Origin of the sequence: Lacticaseibacillus parakribbianus (genome assembly GCF_025490915.1) — a bacterium.
Taxonomy (GTDB): Bacteria; Bacillota; Bacilli; order Lactobacillales; family Lactobacillaceae; genus Lacticaseibacillus; species Lacticaseibacillus parakribbianus.
On the sequence record NZ_JANQBA010000011.1, the window covers coordinates 1 to 13,029 of the forward strand.

A 13,029-nucleotide genomic window follows, 5' to 3' on the forward strand; every position below is an offset into this window, starting at 1 on the left:
CGTAGAAGTCCTCCGGTGTGACGTAAATGCCGCCAGTGACCTGGGTGCGAACGCGCGGTCCGTCGTCGAGCTGCGGCTTAGGCTTGGTGTTGTCGTAAAAGTCCTCCGGTGTGACGTAAATGCCGCCGGTGACCTGGGTGCGAACCCGCGGCCCGTCGTCGAGCTGCGGCTTAGGCTTGGTGTTGTCGTAGAAGTCCTCCGGGTTGACGTAAATGCCGCCGGTCACCTGGGTGCGAACGCGCGGCCCGTCGTCGAGCTGCGGCTTAGGCTTGGTGTTGTCGTAGAAGTCCTCCGGGGTGACGTAAATGCCGCCGGTGACTTGGGTGCGAACGCGCGGTCCGTCGTCGAGCTCGGTGTTCGGCCGGTACGTGATGACTTCGTGCTGAATGGTCAGGTCGTTGGCGGCCAGGGTGACGTCGTATTGGTGTTCGCTACGGGTGGCCGTGTAGCCGGCGATTTGGGGAACGTCGAGGTGAACGACCTGGCCGGTGACGCCGTTGATCAGGCGGTCGGCCTGAAGCTTGCGGCCGGCCTCATCGACGTAGCTGACCAAGAGCGTCTGCTCGCTTGCCCGGTAGTCGACCGTGTAGTCAAAATCAAGCCGAGTCGGGTCGGCCCAGATATTGGCTGCCGGCAGGTAATTCAGGTGCTGCGTTCCTGGGACGTCCGGCAGCGTGACGTCAGGCGTCCAAAGCACCAGAGACTGATCGGTGGCCAGGCGGGTGAAGGTCTGGGTCACCACCAGCGGCGCGTGGTCGGTGCCAGCGAAGTTGACGGTGTAGGTCACGGTTTTGGTCTGGTTGTGAATGCCGGCGGCGACTTGTGGCATCGGCACCTTGTCGTAGACGTAATTGGTGGCGACTTGGATGTCCGCGGCCGGAATGCCTGGGATTACCGAGTCGAAAATCGGTAAGCCATCGATGCTGTAGTAACCGAGGGCGAGGTTGAAAAGCGTGGCCGGTGACGGATCGGCCAGCCAGGCCTTCGCCGCGTTTTTGATGACGTTGAGCTTGGCGATTTCGGCGGCGTTGGCGGGGTCGCTGGCGTCCAGTTCCGCGAGGCTGTGGTCGGCGGCGTCCACAATTAGCTGAGCCTGACTGGGATCTTCCGTCATCAGCTCCTGAAATTCGACCGCGATGGCGCCAAGGGTTTCAGGTTTGCCGCTTGGGTTGGCCGGGTAGTAGTCGGTACCGTCACCGGTGATGACAAGGGTGGACTTGAACGGGTTCAGCTCGTAGCCGCGAATGTGTGGCGCCATCGGTAACACATCCGTCTCATGGGTCGCGGCCAAAATGGCGTTGCCGGCCGCATCGGTGTAGGTGTGCGTCGTGGTCACGCGCCGCTGGTTAAGCTGGTAGACGTACTTGGTGGTGATGGTGATTGCCGTGGCATCGCTGCTGTTCAAGGCATCGAGCATTGGCTGATCGGTGAAGCCGAAGTAGGTCAGGGCCATGGTCAGCACGTTTTCGGCGGTTGGGTTGGCCAAGACGGCCTGAGCGGTGGTGATGAGGTCTGCGATGTGCTGATTGGTGGCGGCCAGCGCAGGGTCGCTGCCGTTGGCGGCGAGGGCCTGTTGCCCTTGGGTAATCACGTCATTGGCGAACTGCTCGGCGTCTTGATCGCCGATGAGGGGCTCAAGGCCTGCCAGCACCGTCATCAGGTCGGTCGGTGGCACGATGGTCTGGCCGTCGCCTTCGATGGTGATGGTCGACAGGGTTGGGTTGATGCCGTAGTCGGTAATGGCCGCGACCGGGGCAAAAAGGCTTTGATCCGTCGTCGCTGGCAGCAGTTCCTTGCCGTTTTGGTCCACGAAGGTGTGGTTGGCCACGACGGTCTGTTCTGCGTAGGTGAACGCCGGCTTGTTGGCGCCGAATGCGAGGTCGGCGTACAGCTGCGGGTTATTGGTGACGATGGTTGAATCAGCGACCTTCAGGTAGTCGGTACTCAGCGTCAGCGTCTGGGTGGCCGGGCCGACGAGGTGGTAGCCGGCCAGCGTTGGGGCGGTCAGGGTGACGGCGAAGGTGTCGACCTTGGTTTGGGTCACGTTGCCGCCACCGTTGAGGCTTGGGCTGTGAACGAGCAGCGATTCAGGATGCGCGGTCAGCTGGTTTTCGACCGTGACGTACACCGTCTTGATGACGTTGCCGGCCTGGTCCTTCAGCTCAACCGGCACCAGCTGATTGTCTTTGATGTAGCGAACTTGAATTCGCCCGTTGGCCGGGTTCAGCGTGTCGATGGTCGCGTCATGGGCCGGGATGATATAGGTCTGGTTGTAAAATTTCGTTTCGGAACTTTCGAAATCATCGTAATCTTCTTGGTAAAACCAGACCGGGTGGTAGCCTGCCTTGGTCGGCAGGGTGATCTCGGCCAGGTGCAGCTTTTGCGACTTGTTCGGATCCACGTTGCCGTTGGCGTCGCGAACAATCGCGATGTCCTTGGTGCTGTAATACCCGGCGGCAGCGAAGGTCTCGCGTTCCTCGGCGCTGATGTCAAAATCAAACAGGAGGTCGGTGGCCGAGTTGGTCGCAGCCGCTAAACCGGTTTTTTGCCCGGGGACGTAATCCGGCGAAGCGTCGTAGTGGTGAATTTCACCAACCCCCAAGGTGACCGTGATGCTGCCGGTTGCACCGGCGGTCGGGGTGGTCTGGGTCGTGGCGATGACGGTCCAGCCGCTACCGGTGGTCAGCCCATCGAGGGTGGCGGCATCGGTCGTCGGGTCGTAGCTGGTGGCCTGGTCCTGCGTTCCCGCGTAGGAACTGGTGCCGAGCAGCTGCCCGTTTTGGTCGTAGTAATTGATTGGCACCGCGACAGCGACTGCCGGGGCCTCGGCCGGCTGCGGCGCGGTCGCCGGGTCGCTCTCGGCTTGTGTCGCCGTGGCGGCCTCGGGGGACTGAACCGCGGTTGGAGCGGTCTCGGTCGCCGGGGTTTCAATTGTGGTGGTCGCGATCACCGGCGCCTCGGTTGTGGCCGCCGCCGGTTCGGTAGCTTCTGCGGTCGTGGTGGTCGGTACGGTCGCGGCCGGTTCGCCGCTGGTTGCCCGCTCGCCGGTGGCTGAAGCGGTGGTTGACGCCACCGGGCTGGTCGCGGTTGTCGCGACCGCCGGCTGAGCCTGACTGCCCGTCGTCAGGCGAACAGTGTTGCCAAGCGGCGCTGCCGCTACCGTGGCCGTCGGCGCCGTCTCGATGCCGTCGGTGCCGGTGGCCGCCTGCGGATGAACCGCTGGGGCCAGGGCCAAGAGGCTCAAAGCGCCGGTCGCCAAGCCCATGGTGACCCATTGCTTCTTTGCCTTGTAGAGTTTTTTGGCGCCAGAACATTGTGCTTTCATACCTATCCCTCCAAATGGGTACGGTTTCTTGCCCCCACGCAAAAAGCCGCTGATGCAAAACAGCGGCAAGGAAACGGCATTGCAGATACATTAACTTACGGTAAAAAGCTCCCCAAGGTCAGAATACCAGAATATTCCGGCGAATCAAGATTTATTATAAATAAATTGTTTATTTAATCGGCTGAATAGACCGCCTTGCTGGGACGGCACGTGGAAGCAATTGACACGAAAAAAATCACAGATAGAAATCGAATAATTGCACGGTCACGTAATCGAGCGCATAAAAAAAGTGCAGTCCCCACACCGCACACTTCGATCATGAAACGAATAACTTGGCGCTGGCCTCCTCAAGCATCCTGAGAAGGGCTTCCAGCTTTTCCTCGCCGAGCACGGCCACCCAACGGTCGAACTCCGCAATCGAGGCGGCTTCCGCCTCTTTCTCGGTTCGTCGACCGCTCGGGGTCAAGGCGAGGATGTGGCGGCGGTGATCGTCCGGTGCGACCTTTTGCGTGACGTACCCCAATTCACGCAGGACGCTCAGTTGACGGGCGATGGCGGGTTTGGTCACCCCGCGTCGCTGCACGATTTCGGTCAGGCTCGTCACCTGATTGTGGGCGAGATCGTGCATGATCTGGTACTGCTCGAACGAGAGCCGGTATTCCGCAACCGGGCGCGAGATCAAGGTCTCGACGTTCTTGATCGAGCCGAAGTACACATCGATGAAGCCTGCTAACAGGCTGTCTTTGTCCATTTTCTAACCTCCTCCAATCAGCCTTGTGATTATTTTATCAGGATTTGCAGGCGGCAACAAACTTTAACCGAAATAAAGTGTGAAAGGTTACGGCGTTGACGAATTGGCCGGGATTCGCTAACATGGATGACACCTGAGGGGGAATGTGCATGAAACACCGGAAGCTCTGGCTTGTGGCCGGCGCGTTGGGGATGCTAGCGGTCGCCGGGATGCTCGGCGCCAGCCTATATTTCTACGACTATGCATTCGTACCTAAGCGCAAAACATTCTTGAACAACACGGTCAGCGTGGCGCAGCGCAAGGCCTTCGCCTGGTACGATGCGGTGCCCAAGGAAACCTGGCACGAGCAGGCGGCCGGCGCCGACCTGCGCCTGGCCGCGACCTACGTGCCGGCCAAGCAGCCGACCACCAAGGCGGTGGTCGTCGCCCATGGTTACATGGGCTCGGCTCGGGACATGGCGGCCAAAATCCGCCTGTTTCACGACGCCGGCTACAACGTGCTGGCCCCGGACGACCGCGGCGATTACCTGAAGTGGCTGGACCGGCTGGTGGCGCGGCTCGGCTCGGCCGGTTGCATCGCGCTGTACGGCGAGTCGATGGGTGGGGCGACGGTGATGTACCTGAGCGGCGAAAAGCTGCCGCGACAGGTTCGCGCGATCGTCGAAGACTGCGGCTACACCAGCATTGAAGACGAACTGGCGGCCCAGGCGCAAAGCCAGTTCGGCATCCCCCGCTACCCACTGGTGCCGCTGGTGGCGGCGACCGCCAGCGTTCGGGCCGGCTACAATGTCGGGGCGGCGACCACGATTCCCGCGCTGCGGCGCAACACGCGGCCCATCCTTTTCATCCACGGCGCCGAAGACCGATTCGTGCCGACCAGCATGGCCTACCGCAACTACGCCGCCGCGACGGCCAAAAAGGCCCTGTGGATCGTCCCCCAGGCCGGTCACGCGCAGAGCTTCACCAAGCACCCGGCCGAGTACCGCAAGCGTGTTCTCGCCTGGCTGAAGGCCGCGATGTAGCGCCGCCGCCCCGCTAAGCCACTGCCGCGCGACCCGTCGCAAGCGGCGCGTCCGGTTGCGGCCGACCGCTGACCCCCGGGCGAGCGGATGGTATAATCGTGATGGAGGCGCCTGTCATGAAGGAATCGAAATACACGCCGATCAGCCGCGGCTGGCTCGGATTCTGGAGTTTAATGTACAGCATTGTGCTGATTGTGGCCGCGGTCGGCCTGGGCTTTGCCGTGACCTTCGGCAGCCCGCAGGCGGTGGCCAAGGTGCTGACCGGGCCCCGTGCCTTTCCCGCCATTGCGGCCAAGGTTGACCGGGCCGTTTTAGCCGTGGCACAAGGCGAAGGCGTCGAGTTGCCGGCCGGCACCGCCGTCACACCGCGGGCCGAGCTGAAGGCCGCGCTTAGAACAGGACTTGCGATCAGCGCCGACTTCAACGCGGTGCCGGCCAATTCGCCGCTGGTCGATGCGCGGTACGTGACCCACGCGGCCGGCGCCAAGACCCCGCTGCGCCTGACGCCGCTGACCGCGGCGATCGACGCCACACTTGAGGCCAAGACCACCGCCGCCAAGCTGGCCTACAACGGCAAGCCGCGGACGCGAACCGAGGCCAAGGTGAAAAAGCTGATGACCTCGCGCGTCATCGAGCTGGTGATGCTTCAGGGCTGGGGACTCGTCTACCCGATGCTGATTCTGACGGTGCAAACCGCCGCCATCGTCGGGCTGGTGCTGATGGTGATTACCTGGGCGTTGATGCTGTACTGTAGTCACAGCTGGCAGCGCTTCTTCAAGGTGGTCGGGCGAGTGACCTACGTGACGGGTTTTCTCGGCGGCATCGGGGCCTTGATCATCGGCACCCGCACCTTCACCGACGCGATGGGCACCAGCTTTCAAAGCATCGACCCAATCGTCTTTCACGAGCTGTTTTACCGCTTCTCTCCGACCTGGCAGCACCTGGCCGGCTGGGTGGCCGTGGTGGGGCTGATCGTCGCGCTGGTCGCGCAGGTGATGCGGCTGACCCGCTGGGTCTTCTGGCGCCGGCGCTTGGCAGCGCGGCCGGCCGCGACCGCCGCGTCAGTACCGGAATCCGATTCGGCGGCTGCATCCGGCGAGCAGGCAGCGGAACAGTCGGTGCCTGAACCAGGGCCGAACGCGTCACCGGCTTCAGGCCACCCGGATTCGCGGCCGGACCCAAAACCAGCTTCGGCACCGAAGCCAGAGCCAGATCCAGATTCAAAACCAGATCCAAATTCAAAGTCGGATCCAGATTCAAGGCCAGACCCAAATCCAGATCCAAATCCGGATCCAAATCCAGACCCGGATCCGGATCCAAATCCAGACCCGGAGCCAAAGCCAGACCCGGATCCAAAACCACGTCCTGACCCGAGGCCGGGTTCAACCGACCGGCACTAGGCCAGACCAAACACGCCCCGCCACCGCAGGTTATGAAGACCGCGGAGGCGGGGCGTGTTTGATGCGTCGGGGGACTCAGCCGGCCAGCTGCTCGCCGACCAAAAGGGCCATCAGCGCGACCTCCGCCGCCAGTGGGAACCAATCGCGCCTGAGGTTTGGGGTGGCCGCGGGATTTTTTTGCCAGTCGTGCAGCGACCACAGGTTGAGGACGATGATGAAAACCGGCAGTAGCACCAGCCACTTGTGCGGGGCCACCGTGTTGCCGCTGCGCAGCCGCAGCACCATGTGCAGCTGCGCGGTTGGTGTGGCGAGTATGAAGGCCGCAAGCGCCACGGCCAGGGCATCGATCACCCACTGGCAGATCCGCAGCGCCTTCACAGGGCGTCACCGCCGCCAGTCACCTCCCGGCGGTCGACCGCGTGAGCGGGGGCTGGCGTGGTGAGGTAGCGACCCAGCGCCTGGGGCCGCAGCCGCGCAGCCGCCGTGGCCATTGGCACCCAGCCCAGCACAGTGTCTTTCGGCAGGTCCAGTCCGGTGCGGTCCAGGTGAGCGAGGCGTTCGGCCTGGGCGGCGCTTAGCGTCGCGGTGGTCACCAACAGCAGCTGGTGGTACTGGCCGCCGTTCATGGCGACGAAGGCCTCGACGAGCCCGGCAAACCGCGGCGTGAGCGTCAGGCCAAGCTCCTCTTGGGCCTCGCGGGTGGCGGCCTCAACGCCGGTTTCGTTGAACTTCACCGCGCCGCCGGGGGCGATGAACAGCGCCTGGCCACCTTCTTGGACGTGCTTGAGAAAAACCTGGTCACCGTGTTTCAAAAGCAGCACGGCCCGAACACCGAACTGTTGCGTCGCGCCGACTTGATAGCGCAGATCCTGATCTTCTTGCATGCGTCCTCCCTCGGCCAGTGCCGTTGTGGTCTGTTCTTGTCACCTGATGATAGCGCAGCGCGGTGCCGCTGCCCAGTCCCAAATGAGATGAAATTAAAATTTCCTGTTGACATCATGAGGAACGGCCACTAGTATGGAGTCAACATATCGTTCGTGCTACGAGGAGAAGAGTAACTCCGGCGGCGCCGCAAAGAGAACCCGGTTGGTGAGAAAGGGGCGGCAAGGCTTGGGTGAAGATGAGCTCCGATCAGCAGCCAGGGGGTTCACGCCGCCCGGCCGGTCGCAACCGTTATCAATGCGCGGTATCTTAGGTACCGTTGAGGTGGGCTTGGCCCACGAACACAGGGTGGTAACGCGACAAGTCGTCCCTTGACCGAAGAGGTCGAGGGGCGATTTTTGCGTCTCACAGCGCCTTTGCGGCACGAACGCACAGGAGGAAAAAAACATGACACAATCAACCACGATTCCCTTTCGCGCCGACCTGGTCGGCAGCCTGCTGCGGCCGGCGGATCTAAAACAGGCCAACGCCCAGCTCAAGGCCGGCACCATCACCGCGGCCGCCGAAGCGGCGGTGCAGCACCAAGAAGTCGCCCGCATCGTGGCGGCTCAGGCTAAGCTCGGCTTTCAGGCGGTGACGGACGGCGAGTTCTCCCGCGAGTACTGGCACCTAGACTTTTTGTGGGGGCTGAACGGCGTGGCCGAGGTCCGTCACGCCCAGTACGACAAGAACTTCGAAGGCGACATCGCCCCGGCCGACAACGTGCGGCTGAACGGCCGGGTCGCCTACAACCCGGACCACCCGTTCTTTGCCGCCTTCAGCTACCTGAACAGCGTCGTGCCGGCCGGGGTGCTGGCCAAGCAGACCATTCCGACGCCGGCCTTGCTGTTCCGCGATCACCGCAGCGACAACTGGGCCGACTACTACGACTCGCTTGAAGCCCTTGAGCAGGACGTGATCAAGGCCTACGTGCAGACCATCCAGCACTTTTACGACCTGGGTTGCCGCTACCTGCAGATCGACGACACTAACTGGGCGTTTTTGATTCACAACCTGCGCCGCACCGAGGGTGACGCGGCGGCGGCCAAGCCTTACGTCGAGCTGGCCGAGCGGTCGCACCGCCTACTGGCCGGCATTTTGAGCCAGCTGCCCGACGACTTGGCCGTGACCTCGCACATTTGCCGCGGCAACTTCCAGTCGACCTACCTGTTCACCGGCGGCTACGAGTACGTGGCCGACTACATCAAGGACCTGCCGTATTCCGGGCTGTTCCTCGAGTACGACAACGCGCGGTCCGGCTCCTTTGCACCGCTTGCGACGCTGTGGAACGGCGATGCGAACAAAACGCTGGTGCTGGGGCTGATCACGTCCAAGTTCCCGGAACTGGAGGACCCGGCCGCCATCAAGGCCCGGCTGCAGGAGGCGGCCCAAACCGTGCCGCTGGCCAACCTCGCCCTGTCGACTCAGTGCGGCTTCGCCTCGACCGAGGAAGGCAACAAGCTGACCGAGGACCAGCAGTGGGCCAAGCTGCAGCTGGTGCAAGACATCGCCCAGGACGTCTGGGGCAAGTAGCACGACCAGCCGGCCGGCGGCGCATGGACCGGCGCGGCACTGGCTCGCCGGCAGAACGGGCCGCGTGGCGGCGGGTCGCCGACCGGCGTGGTGGCCGCATGCTAGCGGCGACCGATTGCGGCTGCGGCCTTGCCAGGTGGCCCGGCGACGCGGTAGCATGAAGGCGACGGCAGTTTTTGATTCAGGTTACAAAGGCATTCAATAGGAGGAATTCAGCATGGCTAAAGTAGAAAGTTTTGAACTCGATCACACGAAGGTGCTGGCACCTTACGTTCGGCTGATCACGGTGGAGGAAGGGCCCAAGGGCGACAAGATCTCGAACTTCGACCTGCGGCTGGTGCAGCCCAACCAAGACGCGATTCCGACCGGCGGCTTGCACACGATTGAACACCTGCTGGCCAGCCTGCTGCGCGACCGCATGGACGGCGTAATCGACTGCTCGCCGTTCGGCTGCCGCACCGGTTTTCACCTGATCACCTGGGGCGAGCACAGCACCACCGAGGTCGCCAAGGCCTTGAAGGGCAGCCTCGAGGCGATTGCCAACGACATCACCTGGGCCGATGTGCCTGGCACGACCATCGAGTCCTGCGGGAATTACAAGGACCACAGCCTGTTTTCCGCCAAGGAGTGGAGCAAGCTAATCTTGAGTCAAGGCATCTCGGTTGACCCATTCGACCGCAGCGTCCTCGCCTAAGCTGATTGCACAAAAAATGCACCGCACCCGCACTTCGGGATGGCGCCTGTTAGCCGTGATGGCCGACACGCGGATCCGAAGGCGGGCTGCGGTGCTTTTTGTTACCAGCGGTTCTGCTCGCGCTTGGCCAGCTGGGCCTCAAGCCTGCGCGTCATGGCGGCGACCACCTTGGGGGCCGGCAGGAACTGCAGGTAGTCCGGCGCAGACATCGCCCATTGGGTTGCGTCGTACTGCGGGGCAAGACCAGCCAAGGCGTCGGCGGAAAAGCCCAGCTCAGCCGCCTTTTGCCACATGAGTCGCAGGTCGCGCTTGCGTCGGCGCAGGTACCAGTTGAACGCCTGCTGGCAGCCCAAAAGCCACACCACCAAGGCAATCCAGGCCGCGACGTGGTAGCCTGGGGCGAATAGGACCAGGTAACCTAGCAACACGCCGATCGCCTCGATGGCCAGCAAAATGGAATTCAGGGAACTGATTTTCATGACACACACCTCAGGCTTAGTCTACCTGTTTCAAGCGCAAATCGCCACTACTGGCGGATGCGCCTGACGCGCCAGACCTGATCGATTGCGACCAGCTCCCAGACCTCGGTGAAGCGGCTGATCATGGCGTCATCGTGCTGCTGCTGGTTGAACGCCGCGCTTTGGGCCGGGTACTCGAACCAGTCGCGGCCCTGGGCGGTGACCACCACGTGCAGGCCGGTGCGGCTCGGCACCTGGGCCAGCGCAATCACGGTCATGCCTTCCAGGCGGTTGCGCTTGCCGGCCTTGGCCCAGTGGTCCAGCAGGCGCTTTTGGCTGCGGAAGTAGCGCGGCGTCATCAGGGTCGCAAGCGTCGCCTGGTCGTCGGCACTCCAGGCAGCCTCCATGGCGTCAAACAGCGCCGGGAAGGTCGCCTCAACCTCCGGATCAAGCGCGGTGGTGGCCCCAACGCGACCGGTGCCGGTGCTTGGGTGGTTGCGCTTGTAGGTGATGACGCCCAGGCCGCCGGTCAAGACGATGAAGGAGGCGAACACCGTGATCGGGCTGGTGTTCGCGTTGTTATATGTGCGGGTGGTGGTGCGATCGGTGGTCGTGCCACCGCCAGTGGTGCCGCCACCGGTTGTCCCGCCGCCGCCAGTGGTGCCGCCGCCGGTGGCCCCGCCGGCCCGGGCCAGCGTCGGCGTCAGTGGCAGCGCCGCAAGCGCCAGCAGCACCATCAGAAGAATGTAGATTTTTTTCATGAGAAAACCTTTCACCCCGGACCTATGATACACTGTGCGTGTTGAATGGAGGGGATCAGATGACAGAACAACAATGCCCGTGGTGCGGCGGTCGGGATTTCGTCGAAGCCAAGCACCTGCCTTACCAAAACGTGGCCGCCAAAAGCGCGGTGGTCGGGCTCACCGGCCGGGCCAGCCTGTGTTATACGGTGTGTCGCGATTGCGGCACCGTGGTCCGCACCTATGTCGATGACCTGAGCAAGGTGAGACGCTGGCGCTAGGGTCAATGGGCCGGCCGGGTCCCGCCGCGCATCGGCCACAGGGTGGCGCCAAGGCGGCGAGCTCACTGCTGGTCGCGCAGGGTGGCGCGGCCACCTTCGACCGTCGCGAAGCGGTAGCGGTTCAGTGAGCGGTTGTAGACGTTGGTCAGCCGGTTGGGGTCGTTGTAGACGATTTCGTACTGATGTGCGGCAATCGGCGACACCGCCAGGGCCCGATTCACGCCTTCCTGACGGTCGCAGGCGGCAAACACCGCGGCGAATTCCGCCGGGACGCGGCTGGTATCGTGGCCCTTGGCGGTTTTGGTGAAGTGTGTCACCTGGCCCTGGCTGAGCTTGACCATTGTGTTCTTGGTCAAAAACAGGTAGGTGGCCTGCCCGTCGCTGGCGGCGCGGGTGGTCGCCTTGGGCATGCCGTAGTGCAACACGGCGGCGGCCAGCTGCGCGGCCTGGAACGTACCGGTGTAAGTGGCGTTGACGCCTTGGCGCCTCAGGTCCTGGATGGCGAAGCGCTCGACGCTGGTGTAGGTGCCGGTGACCTGAACGTGATAGAGCTGGTTACCGGTCACGCGCAGCTGCTGGGTTTTGTCTTCTGAGAACCAACGGCCGGCCAGCTGGGGGTTGCTCAGGTGCGTCTTTGGCACCTTCAGCTGGCCGCTGACGTAGACGGTGGCCACCGGCAGGTCCGTGATTGCCGGGTCGTAGCCCAGGCTCAGCGCGTACAAGGTGTCGCCGGCCGCGACGTAACCGATTCCCAACGCGGTTTGGGTGCCGGTGGTTTTGTAGGTGGTCAGCTGGTTGTAGCCGGTCAGCTTGAACCTGGCCTTGGCCGCGGTCAGCGCCCGGTTCAAGGCGGCTAGGCTGGCTAGGCGCATGGTCTGGTGCTGCTGCTTGGCCGTTGCGGTCATCAGGCGCTTGGCCATGGCGTAGCTGATCTTGGTGGTGCCGGCACCGAGCAAGCCGCGGCGGGTGGTGACGACGTTGGGATTGGCCTTCGTCTGCGTGGCGCGAACCTGCGTCAGCTGGTCGCCCTTGAGTGCGGCGGTCACCGTGGCGTCTTCGCACCACAGCGTTTCGGCGCGGTTCAAGATCTTGGCCGAGTTGCGCCGCACGGTCTGGGCGTCTTGGCTGCGGTGGCAGCCGGCAAGCGCCAAGGTGAGCACGACGAGCCCGGTGATGCGAAACCATTTGTTCATAATTTGCCCCCAAGTTTTCTCCATTGTCGCACAATGGCCGGCGCCGGGGGCAGCCTTGACCAAAGCTTAAGCAAAAACGGTGCAGCGTTCGTCAAACGCACCCGGCGTGGCACTGCCTGGGACCGGGTCCGGTAGATGGCCGGTGTGGCCTGTAGCTGTGCAGTCTGCGAGAAAAACCCCGGTCGAAGTTGCTTCGACCGGGGTTCTTGCGGTGTCGACCGCGCCGAAGCCACCGGGGACAAGGCCGCCGGTGGCCAGGCGTTCAGATTGGTGCGTTGCAAGCATTCGTGCGGTTGGCGGCCGGTAGTGTCTGGCCGGCAGTACAACTTGAAACAAGCCACCGGTCAATGCTCCGCCGCAGCTACCTCGCATTGCGAGTAGGCGGGACAAAACGCGGCCGGTGGGTGGTGGTCCACACCCTGGTGGTCGGTCCCAATCGGAGGGGACCGTTGCGCGAAAACGTCGGCGTTGTTGCCAGGTTCGGCATGGCATGAGTGGGGTACTGGGAATGCTTATGTCCCGGACCGTTCCCCATAGACGGTGGCGATGCAACGGCTGTGATCAAAGCCGCCGCCCCGTCCTAAGATAATCATCTGAAGCCAGTGTAAGCCTTGTTATGTTGGCCGTCAACTTTGAAGCTCGCAATGCGGCTTGGCGGTTGAAAAATTTGGCGTAGCGAGGCAACACGCCAAGGGCCCAGCCGACGTCTCG

The 13,029-nt window shown here is 63.0% G+C and carries 12 protein-coding genes; 5 read left to right on the forward strand and 7 right to left on the reverse strand.

Translation table 11 applies throughout. The annotated features are described in order from the left end of the window. Both NUH19_RS09525 and NUH19_RS09530 read right to left on the reverse strand, forming a co-directional pair. The coding region (locus NUH19_RS09525) for a KxYKxGKxW signal peptide domain-containing protein (protein ID WP_262316326.1) at window positions 1-3,325 on the reverse strand (3,325 nt) is incomplete at its 3' end. 316 nt (window positions 3,326-3,641) lie between these two features. Next, a complete protein-coding gene (locus tag NUH19_RS09530) occupies window positions 3,642-4,076 on the reverse strand; it encodes a MarR family winged helix-turn-helix transcriptional regulator (RefSeq protein ID WP_262316327.1) in 435 nt (144 codons plus the stop codon). A gap of 149 nt (window positions 4,077-4,225) precedes the next feature. On the opposite strand from NUH19_RS09530, the gene NUH19_RS09535 reads away from it, so the two are divergent. Next, window positions 4,226-5,098 (forward strand): alpha/beta hydrolase, encoded by an 873-nt coding sequence (locus NUH19_RS09535; protein WP_262316328.1) that lies wholly within the window; start codon window positions 4,226-4,228, stop codon window positions 5,096-5,098. Between the two features lie 116 nt (window positions 5,099-5,214). Further along, window positions 5,215-6,498, forward strand: coding sequence for a hypothetical protein (locus tag NUH19_RS09540; protein WP_262316329.1), 1,284 nt, complete (start codon window positions 5,215-5,217; stop codon window positions 6,496-6,498). 75 nt (window positions 6,499-6,573) lie between these two features. Here NUH19_RS09540 and NUH19_RS09545 read toward each other — a convergent pair whose 3' ends face one another. Together NUH19_RS09545 and NUH19_RS09550 are read right to left on the reverse strand one after the other, a co-directional pair. After that, window positions 6,574-6,876 (reverse strand): hypothetical protein, encoded by a 303-nt coding sequence (locus tag NUH19_RS09545; protein WP_262316330.1) that lies wholly within the window; start codon window positions 6,874-6,876, stop codon window positions 6,574-6,576. Next, entirely contained in the window at window positions 6,873-7,382 is a 510-nt protein-coding gene (locus NUH19_RS09550; protein WP_262316331.1) for an NUDIX domain-containing protein, read from the reverse strand. Before NUH19_RS09550 ends, NUH19_RS09545 begins: the two co-directional genes overlap by 4 nt. A 445-nt stretch (window positions 7,383-7,827) precedes the next feature. Between NUH19_RS09550 and NUH19_RS09555 the strand changes: the two genes are divergently transcribed. Beyond that, on the forward strand, window positions 7,828-8,952 hold the full coding sequence (locus NUH19_RS09555) for a vitamin B12 independent methionine synthase (protein WP_262316332.1): 1,125 nt from the start codon (window positions 7,828-7,830) through the stop codon (window positions 8,950-8,952). A 217-nt stretch (window positions 8,953-9,169) separates the two neighbouring features. Further along, window positions 9,170-9,646: an S-ribosylhomocysteine lyase gene (locus NUH19_RS09560; protein ID WP_262316333.1), complete on the forward strand. Its 477-nt coding sequence runs from the start codon at window positions 9,170-9,172 to the stop codon at window positions 9,644-9,646. A gap of 101 nt (window positions 9,647-9,747) precedes the next feature. Here the strand turns inward: NUH19_RS09560 and NUH19_RS09565 are convergent, their stop codons facing one another. Beyond that, complete coding sequence (locus tag NUH19_RS09565) at window positions 9,748-10,125, reverse strand: hypothetical protein (RefSeq protein WP_262316334.1); 378 nt, start codon at window positions 10,123-10,125, stop codon at window positions 9,748-9,750. A gap of 47 nt (window positions 10,126-10,172) precedes the next feature. Then, window positions 10,173-10,865 (reverse strand): Tim44 domain-containing protein, encoded by a 693-nt coding sequence (locus tag NUH19_RS09570; protein ID WP_262316335.1) that lies wholly within the window; start codon window positions 10,863-10,865, stop codon window positions 10,173-10,175. A gap of 59 nt (window positions 10,866-10,924) precedes the next feature. On the opposite strand from NUH19_RS09570, the gene NUH19_RS09575 reads away from it, so the two are divergent. Further along, window positions 10,925-11,125 (forward strand): hypothetical protein, encoded by a 201-nt coding sequence (locus NUH19_RS09575; protein WP_262316336.1) that lies wholly within the window; start codon window positions 10,925-10,927, stop codon window positions 11,123-11,125. Window positions 11,126-11,187: 62 nt separating this feature from the next. Here the strand turns inward: NUH19_RS09575 and NUH19_RS09580 are convergent, their stop codons facing one another. After that, entirely contained in the window at window positions 11,188-12,318 is a 1,131-nt protein-coding gene (locus NUH19_RS09580; protein ID WP_262316337.1) for a hypothetical protein, read from the reverse strand. Window positions 12,319-13,029: the final 711 nt, after the last annotated feature.